Here is a 21,219-nt window from a genome sequence, read left to right on the forward strand (position 1 = left end):
GCGGCATTTTTTGTTTTCAAAAGTGCATATACACAGGTGATCCTCATGTCGAGTCCTTCCGTTCCTGCCCCAGCCTCGGCACGCCTGCCCTGGATGCCGCTCGCGCTTGGCGCCGTGGCGCTCGTGCTCGCGGTGGCGGGCGGCTACTGGTTTTTCGTGCTGCGCTTCATACAAACCACCGACGACGCCTATGTGGGCGGCAACGTCACAGTGATGGCGCCACGCGTGAGCGGCTTCGTCTCCGAGATCCTCGTACAGGACAACCAGCGCGTGCGTGCGAACCAGGTGCTCATGCGGCTCGATGCGCGCGATTACGACGCGAAGCTCGCGCAGGCCGACGCCGAGTTGGCGAGCGCGCGCGCCGCCGTCTCAGAGCTCGAAGCGCAGCGCACGCTGCAGGCTGCGGTGATCGGCCAGCATCAGGCCGAAGTGCGCGCTTCGGACGCCGAACTCACGCGCAGCACGCAGGATCAGACGCGCTATCGCGAACTCGTGAAGAGCGATGCAGTATCGAACCAACTCGTCGAACGCGCCGACGCCGACTACGCGAAAGCGCAGGCATCGGTGGCGAAGAGCGGCGCGTCGGTGGTGGCCGCGCAGCGCCAGCTCGACGTGATCGCCGCGCAGATCGAGGATGCCCGGGCACGCGTGGCGACGGCCGAGGCGAACCGGCGCGTCGCCGCACTCAACGTGGAATACACGACGATCCGCTCGCCGGTGGACGGCTATATCGGCAACCGCACGGCGCGCGTGGGCATCCTCGCGAACGTGGGCGCGCCGCTGCTCTCAGTGGTGCCAGCCGCCGACCTCTGGGTGGATGCGAACTTCAAGGAAGACCAGTTGAAGAAGATGCACGCCGGAGATCGCGCCGACGTCACGCTCGACGCCGCGAGCGGCACGCTGCACGGCACGGTGGAGAGCCTCGCGCCCGCCACGGGCGCGACCTTCAGCGTGCTGCCGCCCGAGAATGCGACGGGCAACTTCACGAAGATCGTGCAGCGTGTGCCGGTGCGTATTCGCGTGCAGGTGCCGCCAGGCACGGAGGGCGTGCTGCGACCGGGCCTCTCGGCCACGGTGACGGTGCATCTGCGCAATGGCGGGAAAACCGCTTCCGACGCGCATTGAAAGAGGACGCAACGAAATGAGCGACACCACTTCCGCCGTAGAAGTCCGGCCCGTAAAGACGGCGCAAGAGGTGCGGGAAACGCACCGCAGGCTTGCACCGCACGAGCAGCCCATGGCGCAGCGTGCCTTTGCCTTCGCGCTGATGTGCATCGGCTTTTTCATGGCCACACTCGACATCCAGATCGTGGCTTCTTCGCTGCGCGACATCGGCGGCGGGCTCTCCGCGAGCCAGGACGAGCTCTCATGGGTGCAGACGGCCTACCTGATCGCCGAAATCATGGTGATTCCCATGTCCGGCTGGCTCTCGAAGGTGTTCTCCACGCGCTGGCTCTTCGTGGCCTCGGCGGTGGGCTTCACCCTCACGAGCATGCTGTGCGGCCTCGCATGGGACATCAATTCGATGATCATCTTCCGCGCGCTGCAAGGCGCGTTGGGCGCGGCGATGATCCCCACGGTATTCACCACGGCCTTCGTGCTGTTTCCGGGCAAGCAGCGGCTCGTCGCCTCCACGACCATCGGCGCACTCGCCTCGCTCGCGCCCACGCTCGGCCCCGTGATAGGCGGCTGGATCACCGACCAGTGGTCGTGGCACTGGCTTTTCTACCTGAACCTCGTGCCGGGCATTGCGGTAGCCGTGCTCGTGCCGAAGTACGTGCATATCGACGAACCCGATCTCACGCTCATCAAGCGCGGCGACTATATCGGCATCGCGCTGATGTGCGGCTTTCTCGGCTGCCTCGAATACGTGCTCGAAGAAGGGCCGCGCAAGAACTGGTTCGGCGACGACGCCATCGTGGCCTGCACGTGGATCTCGGCGATCTGCGGCTTTCTCTTCATCGTGCATGCGCTCACCGCGAAGGACCCCATCGTCGACTTGCGCGCGCTTGCGGTGCGTAATTTCGGCATCGGCAGTGTGCTCTCGTTCGTCACGGGTATCGGCATCTTCGTGGCGGTGTTTCTCACGCCGCTCTTTCTCGCCGAAGTGCGCGGCTTCAGCTCGCTGCAGATCGGGCTTTCGCTGCTCTCGGTAGGCGTGTTCCAGATGCTCGCGCTCGGCGTCTATGCGTTTGCCACACGTTTCTTCAGCCTGCGAGCGTTGATGCTGTTCGGCCTCGTGTGCTTCGGCCTCGGCTGCTATCTGTATGTGCCGCTCACGCACGACTGGGGCTGGCAGCAATTCCTCCTGCCTCAGGCGCTGCGCGGCGTGGGCCAGCAGTTCGCAATTCCGCCCATCGTCACCATGTCGCTCGGTTCGCTGCCGCCCTCGCGGCTCAAGTCGGCAAGCGGCCTTTTCAATCTGATGCGCAACCTGGGCGGCGCGATCGGCATTGCGGTGAGTGCAACCATGCTCAACGACCGGCTCAATTTTCACTATCTGCGCCTGAACGAGAGCGTCGTGCATGGCGTACCGCAAGTGGAGACGTTGCTCGCCGGGAGCTCGAATCATTGGGTCTCCGTGGCAGGTAACACACTCGACGCGGCGCAAGCGGGCCTCGCGCAACTGCATGCGCTGGTGCTGCGCGAGGCGCTCGTGATGACGTTCTCCGATACGTTCTTCGTGCTTTCGCTGTGCTTCGTGGTCGCGCTTGCCTGCGTGCTGTTCTCGCATCCGATCCACGGCGCGCCGCCGCCCGATGCCCATTGAGTCATTGAGGTTTCCTATGCAATCGCAAGACCACCCTGTCCTGAAGCCGGCGCACCTCGTGTGTACGGTACGCGCGGGCCTCACAGCGCTCGCTGCGGCCGTACTTGCTGCGTGCGCCGTGCAGCCCGCGCAGCACGCCGACCTGCCTGCCGCGGTGCACGCGACGGCGCCCGCGGCCTGGCGCATCGACGCGCCGCAGGACGCCATCGACGCGCGTGCGTGGTGGGCCCAGTTCGACGATCCGATGCTCGACGCGCTGCTATCGAGCGTGCTGAGCGGCAATCTCGACTTGCAGGCGGCTGCCGAGCGCGTGAAACAGGCGCAATCGATCACGACGCAGAAGCACGCCGCGCTGCTGCCGCAACTGGACTTCACGGCGCAAGGCGTCTACGAGCGGAAGAACACGCCACCGCCACTAGGCTACGTGAAGCAGGCGGGCGCTGGCGTGACGCTGAGCTGGTCGCCCGACGTGTTCGGCGGCGAGCGTCTGGACCTGCTCGCGGCGCAGGCGAATCTCGTAGGCCAGCAACACGCGCTGGACGCGGTGCGGCTCGCACTCGCGGCGGATACCGCATCGGCCTATGTGGATCTGCGCTGGACGCAAGCAGAGATGAAGATCCTTGAGGATAACGTATCGATCAGGCAGCGCACGTTGCAGTTGACTCAAGACCGCCTGAAATACGGCCTTTCGACACAGCTCGACGTCACGCGCGCGAAAACCCAGCTCAGTGAGTTGCAGGCGCGCATTCCACGCGCGCAGGCGAGCATCGATCATCAACTCAACCTCATTGCGGTTTATACCGGCCGCACGCCCGAGTCGGTCGCGCAGCTCGCACTGACGGCGCCCGCGCCCATTCCCACGGCGCCCGCGGGCGTGCCGCAATGGCTGCCCTCGGAGGCGCTGCTGCGCCGCCCCGACGTGCAGGCCGCTTACGCAACCGTGCAGCAGCGCGCGGCGGAAGTGGGCGTCGCACGTGCAGAGCGCTATCCGAAGTTCTCGCTGAATCTCACGGACGGCGTGCTCGCCTCGTCGTACCTCGGCATGCCGACGCTCACCGACAATTTGTTCAGCGCGGCGCTCGGTGCGACCAGTCCGATTTTCAACGCGGGCCGCATCACCGCCGATATCGAGCAGAGCGAGAGCCGCATGCGCGAATCGCAACTGAACCTGCAGCAGACGATGTTGCAGGCGCTGCGAGAAGTGGAAGACAGCCGCAGCGACCTCGTGAGCACGGCAGGGCAGACGCAGCAGTTGCGCGACGCCGTGGCGTCTTCCGAACAGGCGCTCAAGCTGGCGAATCAGCTCTACAAGGGCGGCGCGGCCGACTTTCTCGATGTGTTGAGCGCGCAGCAAACCTGGCTTGCCGACGCCGATCTGCTCAACGACGCGCAGCGCGAACGCGCGCTCGCGGTGGTGGCGCTTTACCGGTCGCTGGGCGGCGGATGGAGCCAGAGCGGCGACGTGGTTGCGGCCGGCGCGGGCACGCCCGTCCCGCGCGTGGCGCAAGGGGGATGAGCAGCATGAATTCAGCACGCGAGATTTGCATCGGCGGCGGCCAGGGTATCGCGCTTGCGTTCGAGAAAGTATGATGGCCGTTCGCGTACAGGGCGAGCAGGGTGCATGACGAACTAAGCAAACCAAGGTGAGCGCAGATGGCAAAGCGAATGACACGTGAAGAATGCAACTGTTTCGCGCTGCGGCAGGCAGCGCGCTTCGTCACGCAGCTTTATGAGCGCCATCTCTCGCAGGCGGGCGTGACGGCCGCGCAATTCACGATACTTTCGCGTCTTGCGGGCCGTCCGGACGCCACGGCGGCCGAGCTCGCCGACGACCTCGTGATGGACCGCACGACGCTTGTGCGTGCGCTCAAGCCCTTGCAGCGCGACGGACTCGTGCTCGCGTTCGCGGCCGAGCACGACACGCGCACGCTCGTTTATCGTCTTTCGGCAGACGGCGCACGCCGCTACGAGAAGGCGCACACGTTGTGGCTCGACGCCCAGGCCGAATTCGAGCAGCATATGAAGCGCGACCGTGCCAGGGCGCTGCGCGCCGAACTCTTCGCGCTCACCCATGCAGCGGCGCAGTGAGCGATACACCTTCATTTCCCGTTCATATCATCCTGGGGGGAACGTTAGGGACAATCACCGGACTCAACTGCAACGGAGCGGCCCCATGGCGCTTTTCGAAATCAACGGCATGCGTCCTCGCGTCGATGCATCCGCGTATGTACACCCTTCAGCGGTCGTGACTGGAGACGTGACCATTGGCGCGCATTGCTATATCGGCCCGCATGCCAGATGAAGCGGAGATCGAAGGCAAGGCAGTGGGCACGCGGCTTTATCAGCAACTCGCAAAGGATTGCCTGCGCTCGATGAGAGAGGTCGATGAAAGATGATGAGGCGGGGGCGGCAGGTTCGGGTTGCCATGCAACGCATGGCTGCGCACACCACCACCAATCAACAGCGTCCCTCACGCAACGCCATTTCCCATTCGGGCCGCCCGTTGGCGCGCGCCAGATTCGCCGCCGCGTTCCAGTCGTACTCGATCGCATGAAATGCGACGTCCCAGCCTGACTTCGTGCGCATGACCATTGCATAGCGCGCGTGCGGCGAGCCCGTTTCGATACGATGCGGCCACGGGCGGTCGTCCTCGTAGGCCTGAAGTCCCACGCTGCCCGGATTGACGACGAAACGCCCATCGCCAAGCCTCATGCTGCGCGGCACGTGCGTATGTCCGCAAAGAATCAGGCGCTCGGCGCCATGGCCCGCACGGTCCTCGACTTCCTCCCGGGTGGCGGCGCGGCATCCTTGCTCGGTCACGGTTTCGAGAAAATAGTCGAGATCGCTTTCGGGCGTGCCGTGCACCAGGAGCACGTCGTCCGCGATGCGCAGCGTCTCCGGTAGCTGTGCGATCCAGTCGAGCTGATCGGCGCGCAATGCTTCGCGCGCGAAGCGGTCGGACTGCCGCATGGCATCGACGTCGCTGGCGAGCAGTTGCCGTTCGTGATTGCCGCGAATGGTGGGCAGATCGAGCGCCATCAGGCGATCGACCGTTTCGGACGGCGAGAGCGACCCCGACACGATGTCGCCGAGATTGACGATCAGGTCCGCGCCCTGCGAGCGAATATGGCGCAATACGGCGTCGAGCGCAGTCAAATTGCCGTGAATGTCCGAGAGCGCGGCGATTTTCATGGCAGTGCGGTGAGTGAGAAAAAGCGGTGAGAGGAAGCCTCCATTCTCGACGATGCCACCCAGGGCCTGCAAGCCGTCGCGCGCGCATGCGCGCGCGTGCCGTTCAGGCGCATTCGTACCAGTTCTTCGAGCGGTTGACGATGCGCACCACGAGCAGCATGACCGGCACCTCGATCAACACGCCGACCACGGTTGCGAGGGCGGCGCCCGAGTGAAAGCCGAACAGACCAATCGCCGTGGCCACGGCCAGTTCGAAGAAGTTGGACGCGCCGATCAGCGCGGACGGGCAGGCGATATTGTGCTTCTCGCCCACGGCGCGATTGAGCCCATAGGCCAGCGCCGCGTTGAAAAATACCTGAATGAGAATGGGGACGGCCAGCAAAACAATCACGAGCGGCTGCTCGATGATGGCCTCGCCTTGAAATGCGAACAGCAAGACGAGCGTCGCCAGGAGGGCGGTGATGGACCAGGGGCCGATCTTCGCCATGAGCGCATCGAATGTCGTTTTCCCGCGGGCAAGCAGTAGCTTTCGCAGGATTTGCGCGAGCAGCACCGGGATCACGATATAAAGCGCGACAGAGGTGAGCAGCGTCGCCCAGGGCACGGTAATGGAGGAGATGCCGAGCAGCAGGCCGACCAGCGGCGCAAACGCGAGCACCATGATGCTGTCGTTCAAGGCGACTTGCGAGAGCGTAAAAAGCGGGTCGCCGCCGGTCAGCCGGCTCCAGACGAACACCATCGCCGTACACGGCGCGGCGGCCAGCAGGATCAGGCCGGCCACGTAGCTGTCGAGTTGCGCGGCGGGCAGCAGCGGTGCGAATACATGCTTGATGAACAGCCAGCCCAGAAACGCCATGGAGAACGGCTTGACGAGCCAGTTCACGACGAGCGTGACGCCGATGCCCTTGATGTGCTGGCGGACTTCATGGAGGGATCCGAAGTCGACCTTGACGAGCATCGGAATGATCATCACCCAGATGAGCAGGCCGACCGGGAGATTGACCTGGGCGTATTCCATGCGACCGATGGACTGGAACACGCCGGGAAAGACCTGACCCAGGGCGATGCCCGTCACAATGCACAGCGCGACCCAGACGCTCAGAAAGCGCTCGAAGAAGCTGATGGCGGGTTTCTGCACTGCATTCGCGGCAGTGCCGGTGTGGGGAATATTCATCGCGTTTCAGTGCCTGTCAATTTTTCTGAATGTCGTTCAGTGCTTGCTGAAGTTCGGCATTCCTTAAGTTATCCAAAGGAAGTGCCAATAGCTGAAGCATGCGATAGCCGATCGCCTGACGCGTGAGTTCGAATGCCTGTCGCTTGCCTTCGTCGCCGCCAGGCGCGTTGGATGGGTCGGGGTAGCCCCAGTGCACCGTGACCGGGCTACCCGGCCAGTACGGGCACGGCTCCGCCGCTGCGCTGTCGCACACGGTAATGACCACGTGCATGGGCGGAGCGTCATTCGCGGCAAACTCGTCCCAACTCTTGCTGCGATAGCCTTGCGTATCGACGCCCGCGTTCGACAGCGCCTCCAATGCGAACGGATTGATGCGCCCGCTCGGAGCGCTGCCTGCGCTATGCGCGCGGACGTTCTTGCCGAGCTTGTGCGCCCAATGGTTCAACATGCCTTCGGCAAGCACGCTGCGTGCGGAGTTGTGGGTGCAAAGAATGAGTACGTTCGTGGTCATCGCGAAGACCCGCGATTGCCGCCGCAGGCGTTGGAAAGCGTGCTCGCGGCGCACGTCGCGCCGGCGCAGCAGTTCTCGGTGAGAAAGCCAAGCAGATCGTTCATCGCGTCGAAGTTCGCCGTGTAGATGACAAAGCGTCCTTCCTGGCGCGACTTCACGAGATCCGCGTGGGAGAGATCCTTGAGATGAAATGAGAGGCTCGAAGGAGCGAGCCCCAGTTGCTGCGCGATTTCGCCGGCAGCCATGCCGTTTTCCCCAGCGGCGACGAGCACGCGGAAGATCGCGAGGCGCGAATCGTGGGCAAGCGCGCCGAGCGCGCGTACAGCGAGATTGGAGTCCATGGCCGCAAGAGTACACGTTACGTTTCGATATTTCAATATTTATCGAAATGATGTGCATGGCGCCCATGGACGCACGATTTATTTCTCCACGCTAGCGCTTTTGCGCCCACGCGCCGCCGTGTGCGCTACCGTCTGCACCGCAAGGCGCGGCGACACCATCTTGCGGCCGCGATGACGAATTTCCTTGCTGAATTGAAGGCAGGTCTGCGTCATCAGATCGGGCGAGCGGTACACCATGAACACGTGATAGTCCGGCAGCTCGTCGCGGATCGGCAGGGGCTTGAGCGCATCGGGATTCAGCGTGAGCGGGCCGGTGCGTCCATAGAACACGAAATCGGACCATACGCTGATGAGGTCCGTGCACGTGGCCAGTTGCAGCCCGAGCAGGTTCGAGCTGCTCTGCACGACATTGCGCGGCATCTCCAGCCGGTGCAGGCGCATCAGGCTCGCGAGCGGGCTGCCGGGGTCGTCGAGCGGGTCGAGCGAGAGCCACTCGGCGTCGATGAGCGAACGGATGCGCGTCGTGCGTGCGAGCGGGTGGCCGGCGCGCGCGGCCACCCGCATGCCCACCGAAAAGAGCGGCTCCCACTGAAACGCCGTGGTGCCGGGGCCGCTGTTCGTGGAGATGAGCGCCAGATCGAGATGACCTTCGCGCAGGCCTTCGAGGATCTGTTGCGGGCGCATTTCATAGGCGTGAATGGCCACTGCGGGAAAGCGCGCGCGAAAGGCGGCGATGGCCTCCGGCAAGGGCCCGCTCGACGCCACGGCGGAGAAGCCAATATTGAGCTGCGCCTCGGCGTGCCCGCGCATGGACTCGATGTCTTCGAGCGCGTGACGCAATTCGTGCTCGACCACGCTCGCGCGCTTGACGAGTGCGCGTCCGTAATTCGTGAGGCTCACGCCGCGCACGGAGCGGGAGATGAGCGTCACGCCCAGTTCCCGCTCGAGTTCGGCAATCGCCTTGGAAAGTGCCGGCTGCGAGACGTGCAGGCTGCGCGACGCCTCATGCATGCTGCCGTGCTGCGCGAGCGCGAGCAGGACGCGCAACTGGTGCAGTTTCATCCGATGATTTCCTCCGGAGCATCGCCCGACAGCGAGGGCATGGCGTCGGTACTTTTCCCGATGGCCGCTGACCAATGGTTATGACGGCGATTCTATCTGGTTATCACGATAAAAATTTCTCACTTTTTTCAAAAAGGGACCTTGCCTGAATATCGACTCGCGCATGACGAGTCCGCGCCACGGCGCACGACGAATGCCACGAACGCGACGTTCCACCCTGCCTGCGGAGATCCGCCATGAATGACGCTACGCTCAGCGCCGCCGACGACACGGGCGCCATCGCGCGCGCCGCCGCCTCCAGCCACACTCCGGCGCGCCAGAGCCAGTTCCGCCTCATCGCCGCATGCTCGATCGGCAATGCGCTCGAAATGTACGACTTCACGGTCTACAGTTTCTTCGCGATTCTGATTGGCCGGCTTTTCTTTCCCTCGGACAATCCTTTTGGATCGCTGCTGCTCGCAGTGGCCACCTTCGGCATTGGCTTCGTGATGCGACCGCTCGGTGGCCTCGTGATCGGCAGCTATGCCGACCGGCGCGGGCGCAAGGCGGCAATGACGCTCACCATCGCGCTGATGGTGGCGGGCACGCTGTGCATTTCGCTGGCGCCCACCTATGCGCAGGCCGGCGTGTACGGCTCGCTCGTGCTGCTCGCGGGGCGCTTGCTGCAAGGCTTTTCTCTTGGCGGCGAGATTGGCGCGGCGACTTCCATGCTGATGGAATCGGGTTCAGTCGGACAGCGTGGCTTTCGTGTGAGCTGGCAATTGGGCAGCCAAGGCATCTCCGCGCTGGTTGGTGCGTTCACGGGCGCCATGCTTTACGCAACGCTTACGCCGCATGCGCTCGAAAGCTGGGGCTGGCGCTTGCCGTTTCTCGGCGGCCTCGCGATCGCGCCGGTGGGGCTTTATATCCGCGCGAAGCTCGACGAGACGCACGAAGCCGCGCCCGATGCACCCAGCCCGCTCGGCACGCTCATGCGTGAGCACGGCGGCAAGGTGCTCAAAGGCATTCTCTCGGTCACGGCGGGTACGGTCGGCATGTATCTCGTGGTGTTCTTCATGCCCACCTACATGATTCGCGTGCTGAAGATGCCGCCGTCGCTTTCGCTGCTTTCGGGTTGCGCCACGGGTATTACGATGCTCGTCGCCTCGCTTGTTTCGGGGCGGCTCGCCGACCGTTTCGCGCGCCGCAAGCCGCTCGTGATGGGGGCGCTCGTTTTCAACCTCATCGCCGTGGTGCCTGCGTTCTGGCTCATGACGCACTTTCCCGGCGTGCCGCTCGTGCTGGCGCTTTCGGTGTTGCTGACGGCGAGCGCGAACCTCGGTTCGACGCCCTTGCTGCTCGTGCTTATGGAGATGTTGCCGGCCGGGGTGCGGGCGAGCGGCCTTTCGGTGATTTATAGCGTGGGTGTGACGGTGTTTGGTGGCAGTTCGCAGTTTATTGTGATCTGGCTCATTGCGAAGACCGCTAACCCGCTTTCTCCGGCGCTTTATATGGTAGCTTGCGGGTTCGTTACGCTGCTTGCTGTCTGGAGCATTCATGAGCGTCGTGTCGATTGAATTCGGGGGCGATGCTGCATTTTATTTTTGGCTTTTGTTTTTTGCGCTTTCGCGTTTTCTTGTTTTCGTGTCGCCCCGCACAGGGGCAACGCTAGCAGACCGACACGAAAACAAGGAAACGCGAGAAACAGCGAGATACAGCGAGATACAAAGAAACGCGAAAACCACCAAAAACTACAACAAAAAACAACCCACCTTTCAAGCAAGCACCTGAAACCCTCCAAACACCACAAGGATCTCACGAAAATGAAACGCGAACCCGCACCCGCACTCATGCCGCTGCCCACGCTGCTGCCCGAAATCGAAATCGATGCCGAGACTTTCATTGGCATCCGCAGGCAGATCCATTCGCAGCCCGAACTAGGATTCGAGGTAGGCGCCACCGCGAAACTGGTAGCGATGCTGCTCGAAAAGTGGGGCTATGAGGTCCACACGGGCATCGGTCGCAGCGGCGTAGTGGGGCAGTTGAAAGTGGGCAAGGGAACGCGGCGTCTTGGCATACGCGCCGACATGGATGCGCTGCCCATCATCGAGAACACGGGCCTCCCGTATGCAAGCCAGAACGCGGGCAAGATGCACGCATGCGGTCACGACGGTCACACGGCAATCCTGCTGGCGGCGGCCAAAACGCTTGCGCAGCGGCGTGACTTCGACGGCACGCTCAACCTCATCTTCCAGCCTGACGAAGAGAACCTGTGCGGCGCGAAAGCGATGATCGACGACGGGCTGTTCGAGCGCTTCCCGTGCGATGCCGTCTACGCGCTGCACAACTTGCCGGGCGTGCCCGCCGGCACGTTCCGCGTGCTTGCGGGGCCGGTGAGCCTGTCGTCCGATGTGGCCGACGTCACGGTCAAGGGCGTGGGCGGCCATGGGGCCATGCCGCACCTCACGAAGGACCCCATCGTGGCGGCAGCCGCGATCGTCACGGCGTTGCAGACGATCGTCGCACGCAACGTCGCGCCTGACGACACCGCCGTGGTCTCGGTGGGTTTCATCAAGGGCGGCGCTACCCACAACGTGATACCGGAGACGGTGACGCTAGGCATCAACGTGCGCGCGGCGCGCCCCGAGACGCGCGAGCTGGTGGAGCAGCGCGTGCGCGAGATCGTGGCGGCCACGGCACAGGCGCACGGGGTTCAGGCGGATATCGATTACCGGCAGCTCACCCCGTCGATGATCAATACGCCCGATGAAACGTTGCTTGCGCAACGGGTTTGCGCGGAGCTGGTGGGGGAGCAGAACGTCGTCGTGCAGGGGTCGAAGGGCTCGAACGGCAGTGAAGATTTTGCGTGGATGCTCAAGGCGGTGCCGGGCTGTTATCTGCTGCTCGGCAATGGCGAAGGCGAATTCGGCGGTTGCATGATCCACAATCCCGGCTACGACTTCAACGACCGGGTGCTGCCGCTCGGCGCGGCGGTGTGGGTGCGGCTCGCGCAGCGCTTTCTTGCGGGATGAAAACGTTGCGCTGACGAGTAGGTGTTTTGCGGCCGGACATGATGCGGGTGGCGACCGGGCCTCCGGCCCGCCGGCCCGCTTATTCTTCGCGACCCATGCCCGCGACGATGAGCATGCGCTCGGCCAGCACCGCGTCGCGCTTCGCGAGCAGGTGGCCGCGCAGGATCTTCGCGAGCGCGGGCCCGTTGCGGGCTTCGAGCGGGGTGCAGGAGCGTCTGCCATCACTCGTGTTCCGCCGGAGTGACCAAGGACTCATACCTCCGGCGGCGCTGCGCGCGCCGTGGGGCATAACTCAATACACCCCACCGGATGCGCGCCTTATTCCTCCATCAAGCGTGCGCGGATTTTCTTGCCTTTCACCTTGCCGGCGTTGAGGCGGTTGACCGCCTTGCGCGCGATGCTGCGCTCCACAGCCACGTAGGTCGAAAAATCCGTGACGTTGATCTTGCCGATCTGCGCGCCGCTGAAGCCCGCCTCGCCAGTGAGCGCGCCCAGCACGTCGCCGGGTCGGATCTTTTCTTTGCGTCCGCCGAGAATCTGTACGGTCTCCATGGGCGGCAGCAACGGCGCGTCGCTCGCCGGCGTGAGCGCCGCAAGCGGTTGCCATTCGACTTCGCGTTTGAGCGCTTGCTCGATGCCGCCCACGCGGCCCATTTCGTTCATGCTCGCAAGGCTCAGCGCCCAGCCGTCCTGATCCGCGCGTCCCGTGCGGCCGATGCGGTGCACGTAGACCTCGGGGTCGGGCGTGACGTCGACGTTGATCACCGCTTCGAGTTGCGCGATGTCGAGACCCCGCGCGGCCACGTCGGTCGCCACCAGCACCGAGCAGCTGCGGTTCGCGAACTGGATCAGCACCTGGTCGCGCTCGCGCTGATCGAGCTCGCCATGCAGCGCGAGCGCATGAAAGCCCTGCGCGCGCAGCACGTCGAGCAAGTCGCGGCATTGCTGCTTGGTGTTGCAGAACGCCAGCGTGCTCACAGGACGATAGTGATTGAGCAGCATGCCCACCGCGTGCAGGCGCTCGTCGTCGGCGACTTCATAGAAACGCTGGCGGATCTTGCTGTCGTCGTGATGCTCTTCGAGCTTCACTTCCTTGGGATTGCGAAGGAATTGCTGGCTCAGCTTCGCGATGCCTTCCGGGTAGGTGGCGGAGAAGAGCAGCGTCTGGCGCTCCTTGGGACATTGCCGCGCCACCTTGGCGATATCGTCGAAGAAACCCATGTCGAGCATGCGGTCCGCTTCGTCGAGCACGAGCGTATTGAGCGCGTCGAGCGAAAGGATGCCGCGCTCGAGGTGATCCATGATGCGGCCCGGCGTGCCGACGATGATATGCGCGCCGTGCTCGAGGCTCGCCGTCTGCGGCTTCATTGGCGTGCCGCCGCACAGCGTGAGCACCTTGATGTTCTCTTCGGCGCGCGCGAGACGGCGGATTTCCTGCGCGACCTGATCGGCTAGCTCGCGCGTGGGGCAGAGGATCATCGCCTGCACGTCGAGGCGGCGCGCATCGAGCTTCGCAAGCAGCGCGAGCGAGAAGGCGGCGGTCTTGCCGCTGCCCGTCTTGGCCTGGGCGATGAGATCGTGGCCCGCGAGCGCGATCGGCAGGCTGGCGGCCTGGATGGGCGTCATCTCGACATAGCCGAGCCGCGTGAGGTTCTCGAGCGCGGCGGGTGCGAGCGCAAGCGCGCTGAAGGGCGTGGCGGTGGGTGTGTTCGTCATGTGGTCTTGCGCCCCGGAGGCGGATGCCGCGCGGCGGTCGCCCGGAGGGCGAGGCGCGGCTGGGATGGATCGGGCGGCGATGGGACATCGCGCGTGGCGCAATTCTAGCCGATGCGCGCTGGCGGGCGTTTCGTTTGTCCATTGTCAACGGGATGGGTCTTTCCCGCGACCTTGTGTGCCCCGAATCAGCGAACCCGCTGAATTTAAGAATTTTCGTGTTTAAAGATAAAACTCGCTCCTTCAAGATAAATCCCGGGCGACCCGGACGGCCGCTCGTGCATTGCAAGTTCTATCTTCGGAAAGGAGCGGCATATGAAGGATGCAGTGACGGGGCGTGATTTCGCCCGTCTGGGGCCGGGCGCGGACGCGCCCCGAGAAACCGCAGAGAAGCCAACGCTTCGGTTTGACCAGCTAATTGCCCAACTCGCGGCACCTGCGAGTGGCGTCGCCGACCCTTCTCACGGACAGGCTGGCCGCCGATACGGTCCAAGCATTCGGGAGGCGAGCAAAGATCGTCAATGGACGCCGGAGAATATTGCGCTACTCGGGACAATGGCCGATGCACAGGTGGCAAAGCGAATCGGCGGTATTTCTTTTATCACCGTGCAAAAGAAGCGGCAGGCATTGGGCATTCCTCCTGCGACGCCCGCGTCCCGCCCGTGGACACCCGAGCACATCGCCATGCTCGGTGCGCGATCCGATGCCGAATTGGCGCGGCTTACGGGCCGCTCGACAAAAGCCGTCAATCAGAAGCGCATCAAGCTTGGCATTCCCTCGGTGTGCGAACAGCGCAGCGCAGGTCGTCACAAGTGGACGCTGGAACACCTCTCGATGCTGGGAACGCTGCCTGACAAGGAGGTCGGCGCACGGATCGGCCTGAGCGCATACACCGTTTGTATAAAGCGCCGCAGCCTGCGGATCCGTGCCGCAAAACCGCACGATGGCTGGCACAACGACGATATCGCGCTGCTTGGCACGATGTCCGATGCGCAAGTCGCGCAGCGCCTCGGCGTGAAGCGGCATGTCGTTACTCGCAAGCGTCGCGTGTTGGGAATTCCATCGACGCGCGCTCGATCATGTGCAGCCTCTCATCGTTGATGCGTGTGGCTTCAGCCCTCGGCGAGAATCTGCTTGATGGCGTTCTCGAACGTTTCCACGGGCTGGCCGCCGCTCACCAGATACTGCTGGTTGAAGACGATGGCCGGCACCGACTGGATGCCCATTGCCTGCGCGTGCTGTTCTTCTGCGCGAACCTCGTCGGCATAAGCGCCGCTTTGCAGTACGGTGCGCGCCTGAACCGCGTCCAGTCCCACCGATTGCGCGGCCTGAACCAGCATGTCGTGGTCGCTCGTGTCCTTGCCTTCGCCGTGATAGGCGCGCAGCAGCGCGAGCTTGAGCGGCAACGGCTTGCCTTCGAGGCTCGCCCAATGCAGCAGGCGATGGGCGTCGAAGGTGTTATAGATGCGCGTGCGCGGCCCGAACGTGAAGCCCACGCTTGCACCGCGCTCGCGGATTGCTTCTTGCGTTTGCGCGATCTGCTCCGGTGTGCGGCCATATTTCTTGCCGAGATAATCGACGATGGCCTCGCCGCCCGGCCCCATGTCGGGGTTCAGTTCGAACGGGTGTACGGCGATGGTTGCGTCGACGGTGTCGCCCAGGTTCTTCAGTGCCTGCAGCAGCGAGGAAAGGCCAATCGCGCACCAGGGGCACGCGATATCGGAGACGAAATCGATTTGAAGCGCTTGTTTCATGGCTTTACCGATGGAGTGAAAGTTTTTTTGGCGCATCGGCTGTGCCAATGCGGCTCACGCGAGCGGGCATACTGGGATTCTCGCACGTCCTTGAGAGCGGGCGCGTGGCCGCGCGGGATCTGGCGAAGCTCGGGCAGCGAGATCGTTCGCGTTTCCTTGTGATCGTGTCGGTCTATTAGCGTTGCCCCTGTGCGGGGCGGCACTAATAGACCACCACGAACACAAGGAAACGCGAAAAAACCAGCCACCACAAACCAGACCGATTGCAAAACAGCCCCACGCCACCGCATCAGAAGTTATCAAAGAAGCCGCGCGCAGCGACCATACAGAACGGCGCGACGATATCGGGGTGATAAGCCTGCAGGACGGCGGAAAGCCCATTATCGGTTGCACCGGCCTGAACGGCGTGCGCTGCGACGGCAGCTTTGGCCTGCGCAAAGCCGGTCTTGAGCGCAGCAAACGGATCATTCGCACCGGGCGCGGAATCGACATCGAGAACGCTCGTCAACCCTTGCGCGACATGAGCATTTTTCCAGTAGACCTGCTCGATTTCCGCGTTGAAGAAAAACACCATCGGGTCGAGGTGGCCGCCGCACAGGAGTACCGGCGCGCGCGGCACCCAGTTGCGCAGATCGTTGCGCTTGAATGCCTGACGCAGCGGTTGAGCCGGATTGGCAGCGGGCGCCATCGCCGTGGTTGGCGCGGGGTAAGCGCCATCGGGATTGACGACCTGGTCTTCGAGCATGCTCAGGCGATAAGCATTACGCACGAGATTCGACGTGCCGAATCCCGACGCGAACAACGGCGTCAATTCCGCAGGCACGAGCGGTGGCGCACTGGGCGGCGTGAGCGAAGCGAACTGCGGTGCGGGCGGCTGGCTATTGAAGAGTTGCGTTGCAGGCAGCTTGCCTTTGGCAAATAGCGTATCCGTTGGCACGACGCTCGGCAGCAGGTTTTCTATGCCGGGGGCATACGCCGCCTCGTAAAAATCGCCGGGCTGGCGATAGAGGTTGCCATACGCGTGCTGGTAGCTCGTGGTCACCAGCACTGTGAAGATCGTGGAGCCGAGGTCGACCTCGCCCTGGACCATCGCGTCGGCCATTGCGGCCAGCGCATACGGGCCCGAGCCGGGCGCGGAGGCCGTGACCTGAATGCCGGCCGCCTGCAATGCGCGATGCGTGGCGAGCGCCACGTAGCCGCCCTGCGAATACCCGGTGACGAACAGCTTGCCGTTTTCGCGCGTCCTGCTTCCATGGCCCGGAAGCGTCATCACGAGGCGAGCCGCGTGCAATGAATCGATCACGTCGGCCGATTGCTGGTCGCCGTTCAGGTAGGGGTGGTACGGCAACGGCGAGCCCGAGTAGCCGGCATAGTTGCTCGCCACCACGATGTAACCTTGCGCGGCGTAGATCGCTGCCACGGCGATACCTTCGCCCGCGCCGTCGCCGTTGGCCGGGTCCGTCTGGGTAATGTCGGCGATGTTGTAGTTGCGGTAGGTCGTCGTTCCGTGGGCATACAACATGAGGGGATGCGGACCCGTGCAGGACGCGCCGCCGCCGGGCACCATCAAGGCCGCGCTCGACACCGTGGGTTCGCCAGCGCCACCTGTCGTGCGATAGCGGAAGTACTTGATTTCGATGTCGCAGCGCGGTGTGCCGGCAATCTGGAGCAATTGCTGACCGGTCGCGCTGGTACTCAGCAGCTTGGTGAAGTCACGCGCGCTCAGGCGCAGGCTCGTCCGCTGCTCGATCAACTGGCCTCGGGAAACACAACTCGCGCCACTACAGGTCGAACCCGCCTGCACCATCGTACAGGCACTCGATAACAGCAACGTCAGCATGGCCACGCCCACGTTTCGCATCGCTCCTTGCATCTCAAGCTCCGTATTTATTGGTGTTCGAAAAATGGGGCTGCCTGCTGAGTGAGACGAGTATAGATCAACGCATTCTTTGGCTGTCACTTATCGCCGTCGCCCGGTCTGCTTACAAAAGTATTTCTGCGATCCAGGAGGCTATATTTCAAGAATTACTTAATATTATTCGCTTCTCTGAATTTTTAATAAAACATGCGGCATGATTTAGGCTTTTTCTGCCTGCGCTCGTGGACACAGGCAACTTCATTTCGGAATCCATGAATGGTTGAAAGGTCGTGGAACAGGACCTTCCGCGCGTATGGGAATGCCCTGAAATCGCGATTCACTCTTGTTTGCAAATTTAAGAAAAATCGGTTAGCGAACATTTTGCAATTGCGCACGTCGGTTGTTTTTCGGGAATTTATTAGTCAAATTGACATTCGCAATGTGTCGCCTATATTGTCCTCACCTGTCGGATAACAGGTGTAAATGCATTCTGCGGCAGCTACGCAAAAGTCAATGCGCTTTGGGTTTCGCACCTTCCGGGGAGGGGCGATCATGCGTTTACCGTTCAGTTCACCAAGCGGGCGATCCGCGCTGGCGTGGCGGCATCGTATTTCGCAGCCGGTAATCTTGAGTGTGTTGCTTCTCTCGTCCTGCATGTTGGCATGGAGGGCGGCGCATGCCGCTGGCACGGCGGCAGAACTCGAGCATGCGATCGAACGCTATCCGGCTGCGTCGGTTGCACCCACGCTCGCGAAACACGCCCCAGCGGAAGGCGAGGTCGAGAAGGATGCGCCATTCGATGAGGCCGGGGCCACGAAAACGGTGGGTGGCGTGCGTCTGTTTCCACGTAACGAACAGTGCTTTCCCACCGAGACGCGAAACATCTTCAGCGAGGTCGACAAGGTCGTGACCGGCGACGATCATACGCCGCGCCCGATGGACTGGTTCGACGGACACACCGTTCCGAAGACCGCTCGCTCCGCCATCATGGGGCAGAACACCTGGATGCTCTGGGGCGAGGGTAATGAAGCGTTTTGGGGCTGGGTCCAGGAGAATGGTTACGGGATCGCGGATTTTCTCGTCCTGCTCAATTCGAAGAACCGGGAGCATCGTTTCAAGGATGGCGGGTTGATCAATCAGCCCGGCATGGTCGAGCGCGACACGCCTTTGACCGGGCTGGGCCTGTATATCGACGGCCCGGACGGCGACAAGATCAAGATGCATGCGCCCGAGAATGACGTCGGCGCGGACGGGAAACCTGTCGAGCGTGTGGAGAAGCCCGGCGGCGCGGAGCACGATCACCAGACTTTTTTCGAGGTCGGCGACCAGTCGCTGTATGACCAGGCCATCGCTCAGCTCGGCGACGATGGCGTCGACCCGCTCGTCTATGGTTATCCATCCGGCGTCGTGGGCCTGCGGCTATGGCCGAATCCGGATTTCTTCGGCAATTCGCCGGCCGCGAAGAAAGCACGCGAGCACTGGAACGAGCAGGTCGTCAGCGATCAGGGCAAACGTTATTACTCGACTGATCCCAGGGACGCGGCCTTTCACGCCGATCCTTTGCTGGTGCGGCCATTTCGCGTCAGCATGGCGTGCTCGTTCTGTCATATCGGCCCGCATCCGCTCGCGCCGCCGAAGGATCTCGAGCATCCGGAATGGGGGGAGATGTCGAGCATGATTGGCAACCAGTACTGGCTGCCTTCGAATGCCTTCACGAACCTGAAGAAGCCGGAGAGCTTCCTCTGGCAGTTCGTCGCGAGCCAGCAGCCCGGCACCATCGACACCTCGCTCGTGGCCACGGACCACATCAACAATCCGAATACGATCAATGCGATATTTGAAGTGAAGGCGCGCCTCGAGCGCGCCGCCGTCAACCCGCCGGAGGAGCAAAGCAAGCGCAACCTGATGCTGCGCGGCATCGAGGACGCGCCTCTTGTTACGCTCGATCCGCGTCATACGCCGCGTGTGTTGCTCGATGGCGCGGATAGCATCGGCATCGAAGGCGCGCTATTGCGGGTGTATCTCAACATCGGCGCGTACTCGGAGCAATGGCGCCGTGTGCAGAATACGATTGTCGGCTTCGTGCCGCAGCGGCCGTTCGATATCGCGACTATCAAGGCCAAGTCGGTCTACTGGAAAACGACCGAACACTTTCGCGCTGAAGAGCTGGAGAACTTCTTCACCTATGTCACGCAATCCGGCGCGACGGTGGCGCAGCCGATGAAACTCGCCTCGACCGAAGAGGGGCTTGCGCGTATCGCCGCCAACAAGGTCGATAGCGACAAAGGCCGCGACGTATTCATTCAGAACTGCGCGATCTGTCATTCGAGCAAGCAGCCGCCGAGCCTGCCGATCACCTTTTCGCGCGATTGGCGCACCGCAAAGGCGGATAGCCTGGGCGGCATCACGCTACCGATGGACTTCGCCGATTGGGACGCGTTCAAGCTGAGCAAGCCCTGGCTCGACTATGTGAATCGGCTCAAGCATTACATCGATGCACAGCCGAACAACGGGCAGGATTTTTTCGCGAAGGATAACTATCTTTCTACGGATGTGCGCGTGCCGATCACTCTCGTCGGCACCAATTCACAGCGCGCAGTCGGCACCAACGGGATGCGCGGCCAGGTCTGGGACAACTTCTCGTCGGAAACCTACAAGTCGCTGCCAGCCGTGGGACTCGTCCACTTCTTCAATCCGTTCAGGAAGACCCGCGCCGTCGACAAGTGGGGAAACAACGACGAATATGCGCCGCCCGGCGGCGGCCCGGGCTATTACCGGCCGGCCTCGCTCGTCAGCATCTGGGCAACGGCGCCATTGCTGCACAACAATGCGCTCGGCATCTATAACCGCGATCCGTCGGTCAAGGGCCGGCTCGAAGCCTACGACGACGCGATCGACAAGTTGCTCGACAATAGCAAGCGTGCCGTCACCGACACGTCCGCGCATGGCGCTGCGCGGCTCGTGAACGTTTATCCCGCACAGAAGGAAGCGTTCTGCCGCGACCACCCAGCCGATCAGAGCATGGAGTGCAGTGCGCTGCGCGGCGATTTCCGCCGGTCGTTCGCGGCGGCGGGCGTGGCCGATCAACCGGGCTTCAGGGACACCGGCTTTATCTATAGAACAACGAAGGATTCGTGGATCGATTTCGCGCCGCGATATATCAAGCCGCTCGTCACCGGCGTCCTGGGCGAACGCTGGGCCGCCTTTCTGTTCCTCTATGTGTGGCTGTTGCTGGGCGTGATCGCCATCGTGCTGATTTTCGTGGGGCAAGCGCGTCTTGCCGGCGGTCTGCTCGCCTTGCTCGCGGCGGTGCTGGCGGCCTTGTTGCGCGTGTCGGGCGTGGACACGATCTTTGCGTGGCTGTGGTTGATTCCCCTTGTCCCGCTGGTGTTTGCGGTCGGGTTCTTTCGCTTTCCCAATTGGCGGTTCGCAGCGCGCGTGTTCTTCGTATTGAGCGCCGTGGTGTTCTTCGTCATCGGCGGCACGGCGAAGGCTTTCCTCGACGGGCGCCTTATCGGCATCAACATCGGTCCTATTCCGCGCGGTACGCCGGTGAATCTCATCATGAACATCAACCCGGACGCGCCCACGGTGGATCTTCTCAACGCGGTCGCCGGCCTCACGCGCGGGGTGCTGCTGATGCAACGCGACGACGACCCGGAGGATCACAGCTTCAAGGCGCTCGACGAATTCCAGCGCGAGGTCGGTCCTGCGCTGCTCAAGGCGAGCAAGTGTCCCGACTTCGTGCTGGACCGCGGGCACTGGTTCGGGCAGGCGCTGACCGATGATGAAAAGCGGCAACTGAAGGCCTTTCTAGAAACGCTCTGAGTCGT

Annotated in this window: 18 protein-coding genes and 1 pseudogene; 10 read left to right on the forward strand and 9 right to left on the reverse strand. The window is 62.9% G+C overall.

Going from position 1 to position 21,219, the window contains the following annotated elements:
- The first annotated feature begins 45 nt into the window (after positions 1–45).
- The 5 genes and pseudogenes from L5014_RS30830 to L5014_RS30850 all read left to right on the forward strand — a co-directional run.
- Positions 46–1,125 (forward strand): HlyD family secretion protein, encoded by a 1,080-nt coding sequence (locus L5014_RS30830; protein ID WP_238467584.1) that lies wholly within the window; start codon positions 46–48, stop codon positions 1,123–1,125.
- A gap of 112 nt (positions 1,126–1,237) precedes the next feature.
- The gene (locus L5014_RS30835) at positions 1,238–2,770 is read left to right on the forward strand and encodes a DHA2 family efflux MFS transporter permease subunit (RefSeq protein ID WP_238467617.1); all 1,533 of its coding nucleotides are present in this window, start codon (positions 1,238–1,240) and stop codon (positions 2,768–2,770) included.
- A 16-nt stretch (positions 2,771–2,786) separates the two neighbouring features.
- On the forward strand, positions 2,787–4,286 hold the full coding sequence (locus L5014_RS30840) for an efflux transporter outer membrane subunit (protein ID WP_238467585.1): 1,500 nt from the start codon (positions 2,787–2,789) through the stop codon (positions 4,284–4,286).
- Between the two features lie 137 nt (positions 4,287–4,423).
- Positions 4,424–4,858 (forward strand): MarR family winged helix-turn-helix transcriptional regulator, encoded by a 435-nt coding sequence (locus L5014_RS30845; RefSeq protein ID WP_238467586.1) that lies wholly within the window; start codon positions 4,424–4,426, stop codon positions 4,856–4,858.
- A gap of 85 nt (positions 4,859–4,943) precedes the next feature.
- A pseudogene (locus L5014_RS30850) lies at positions 4,944–5,066 on the forward strand (phenylacetic acid degradation protein PaaY); the annotation flags it as partial.
- Between the two features lie 161 nt (positions 5,067–5,227).
- Here the strand turns inward: L5014_RS30850 and L5014_RS30855 are convergent.
- From L5014_RS30855 to L5014_RS30875, 5 genes are all read right to left on the reverse strand, one after another.
- Entirely contained in the window at positions 5,228–5,962 is a 735-nt protein-coding gene (locus tag L5014_RS30855) for a metallophosphoesterase family protein (protein ID WP_238467587.1), read from the reverse strand.
- 103 nt (positions 5,963–6,065) lie between these two features.
- Positions 6,066–7,136, reverse strand: coding sequence for an ACR3 family arsenite efflux transporter (gene arsB, locus L5014_RS30860; protein WP_238467588.1), 1,071 nt, complete (start codon positions 7,134–7,136; stop codon positions 6,066–6,068).
- A gap of 16 nt (positions 7,137–7,152) precedes the next feature.
- The gene (locus L5014_RS30865) at positions 7,153–7,647 is read right to left on the reverse strand and encodes an arsenate reductase ArsC (protein ID WP_238467618.1); all 495 of its coding nucleotides are present in this window, start codon (positions 7,645–7,647) and stop codon (positions 7,153–7,155) included.
- Positions 7,644–7,988: an ArsR/SmtB family transcription factor gene (locus tag L5014_RS30870; RefSeq protein WP_238467589.1), complete on the reverse strand. Its 345-nt coding sequence runs from the start codon at positions 7,986–7,988 to the stop codon at positions 7,644–7,646. The genes L5014_RS30865 and L5014_RS30870 overlap by 4 nt, the downstream gene beginning before the upstream one ends.
- 78 nt (positions 7,989–8,066) lie before the next feature.
- Entirely contained in the window at positions 8,067–9,050 is a 984-nt protein-coding gene (locus tag L5014_RS30875) for a LysR family transcriptional regulator (protein ID WP_238467590.1), read from the reverse strand.
- Positions 9,051–9,286: 236 nt separating this feature from the next.
- Between L5014_RS30875 and L5014_RS30880 the strand changes: the two genes are divergently transcribed.
- Genes L5014_RS30880 through L5014_RS30890 form a run of 3 tightly spaced genes read left to right on the forward strand, consistent with a single transcriptional unit; the run spans position 9,287 to position 12,061 of the window.
- A complete protein-coding gene (locus L5014_RS30880; RefSeq protein ID WP_238467591.1) occupies positions 9,287–10,606 on the forward strand; it encodes an MFS transporter in 1,320 nt (439 codons plus the stop codon).
- On the forward strand, positions 10,587–10,820 hold the full coding sequence (locus L5014_RS30885; RefSeq protein ID WP_238467592.1) for a hypothetical protein: 234 nt from the start codon (positions 10,587–10,589) through the stop codon (positions 10,818–10,820). Before L5014_RS30880 ends, L5014_RS30885 begins: the two co-directional genes overlap by 20 nt.
- 32 nt (positions 10,821–10,852) lie before the next feature.
- Positions 10,853–12,061 carry a M20 aminoacylase family protein gene (locus L5014_RS30890; protein WP_238467593.1) on the forward strand — a complete coding sequence of 403 codons (1,209 nt, stop codon included), beginning with the start codon at positions 10,853–10,855 and terminating at the stop codon, positions 12,059–12,061.
- 79 nt (positions 12,062–12,140) lie between these two features.
- Here the strand turns inward: L5014_RS30890 and L5014_RS30895 are convergent, their stop codons facing one another.
- The gene (locus L5014_RS30895) at positions 12,141–12,317 is read right to left on the reverse strand and encodes a hypothetical protein (RefSeq protein ID WP_238467594.1); all 177 of its coding nucleotides are present in this window, start codon (positions 12,315–12,317) and stop codon (positions 12,141–12,143) included.
- 62 nt (positions 12,318–12,379) lie between these two features.
- Complete coding sequence (gene dbpA, locus L5014_RS30900; protein ID WP_238467595.1) at positions 12,380–13,777, reverse strand: ATP-dependent RNA helicase DbpA; 1,398 nt, start codon at positions 13,775–13,777, stop codon at positions 12,380–12,382.
- 312 nt (positions 13,778–14,089) lie between these two features.
- Between dbpA and L5014_RS30905 the strand changes: the two genes are divergently transcribed.
- Positions 14,090–14,875, forward strand: a complete 786-nt coding sequence (locus tag L5014_RS30905; protein ID WP_238467596.1) for a hypothetical protein — start codon at positions 14,090–14,092, stop codon at positions 14,873–14,875.
- An 11-nt stretch (positions 14,876–14,886) separates the two neighbouring features.
- Here L5014_RS30905 and L5014_RS30910 read toward each other — a convergent pair whose 3' ends face one another.
- Entirely contained in the window at positions 14,887–15,528 is a 642-nt protein-coding gene (locus L5014_RS30910) for a DsbA family oxidoreductase (RefSeq protein ID WP_238467597.1), read from the reverse strand.
- 289 nt (positions 15,529–15,817) lie between these two features.
- Positions 15,818–17,401: an alpha/beta hydrolase family protein gene (locus L5014_RS30915; RefSeq protein ID WP_238467598.1), complete on the reverse strand. Its 1,584-nt coding sequence runs from the start codon at positions 17,399–17,401 to the stop codon at positions 15,818–15,820.
- A 612-nt stretch (positions 17,402–18,013) separates the two neighbouring features.
- Between L5014_RS30915 and L5014_RS30920 the strand changes: the two genes are divergently transcribed.
- Entirely contained in the window at positions 18,014–21,214 is a 3,201-nt protein-coding gene (locus L5014_RS30920) for a hypothetical protein (protein WP_238467599.1), read from the forward strand.
- Positions 21,215–21,219: the final 5 nt, after the last annotated feature.

It is taken from the genome of Paraburkholderia tagetis (genome assembly GCF_022213065.1).
In the GTDB taxonomy this organism is placed as follows: Bacteria; Pseudomonadota; Gammaproteobacteria; order Burkholderiales; family Burkholderiaceae; genus Paraburkholderia; species Paraburkholderia tagetis.

Excerpts from the sequence above, each read along its gene's own strand:
- L5014_RS30830 (WP_238467584.1), top strand. The coding sequence starts at position 46 with ATGTCGAGTCCTTCCGTTCCTGCCCCAGCCTCGGCACGCCTGCCCTGG.
- L5014_RS30835 (WP_238467617.1), top strand. The coding sequence starts at position 1,238 with ATGGCGCAGCGTGCCTTTGCCTTCGCGCTGATGTGCATCGGCTTTTTC.
- L5014_RS30840 (WP_238467585.1), top strand. The coding sequence starts at position 2,787 with ATGCAATCGCAAGACCACCCTGTCCTGAAGCCGGCGCACCTCGTGTGT.
- L5014_RS30845 (WP_238467586.1), top strand. The coding sequence starts at position 4,424 with ATGGCAAAGCGAATGACACGTGAAGAATGCAACTGTTTCGCGCTGCGG.
- L5014_RS30855 (WP_238467587.1), bottom strand. The coding sequence starts at position 5,962 with ATGAAAATCGCCGCGCTCTCGGACATTCACGGCAATTTGACTGCGCTC.
- arsB (WP_238467588.1), bottom strand. The coding sequence starts at position 7,136 with ATGAATATTCCCCACACCGGCACTGCCGCGAATGCAGTGCAGAAACCC.
- L5014_RS30865 (WP_238467618.1), bottom strand. The coding sequence starts at position 7,647 with ATGACCACGAACGTACTCATTCTTTGCACCCACAACTCCGCACGCAGC.
- L5014_RS30870 (WP_238467589.1), bottom strand. The coding sequence starts at position 7,988 with ATGGACTCCAATCTCGCTGTACGCGCGCTCGGCGCGCTTGCCCACGAT.
- L5014_RS30875 (WP_238467590.1), bottom strand. The coding sequence starts at position 9,050 with ATGAAACTGCACCAGTTGCGCGTCCTGCTCGCGCTCGCGCAGCACGGC.
- L5014_RS30880 (WP_238467591.1), top strand. The coding sequence starts at position 9,287 with ATGAATGACGCTACGCTCAGCGCCGCCGACGACACGGGCGCCATCGCG.
- L5014_RS30885 (WP_238467592.1), top strand. The coding sequence starts at position 10,587 with ATGAGCGTCGTGTCGATTGAATTCGGGGGCGATGCTGCATTTTATTTT.
- L5014_RS30890 (WP_238467593.1), top strand. The coding sequence starts at position 10,853 with ATGAAACGCGAACCCGCACCCGCACTCATGCCGCTGCCCACGCTGCTG.
- L5014_RS30895 (WP_238467594.1), bottom strand. The coding sequence starts at position 12,317 with ATGAGTCCTTGGTCACTCCGGCGGAACACGAGTGATGGCAGACGCTCC.
- dbpA (WP_238467595.1), bottom strand. The coding sequence starts at position 13,777 with ATGACGAACACACCCACCGCCACGCCCTTCAGCGCGCTTGCGCTCGCA.
- L5014_RS30905 (WP_238467596.1), top strand. The coding sequence starts at position 14,090 with ATGAAGGATGCAGTGACGGGGCGTGATTTCGCCCGTCTGGGGCCGGGC.
- L5014_RS30910 (WP_238467597.1), bottom strand. The coding sequence starts at position 15,528 with ATGAAACAAGCGCTTCAAATCGATTTCGTCTCCGATATCGCGTGCCCC.
- L5014_RS30915 (WP_238467598.1), bottom strand. The coding sequence starts at position 17,401 with ATGCAAGGAGCGATGCGAAACGTGGGCGTGGCCATGCTGACGTTGCTG.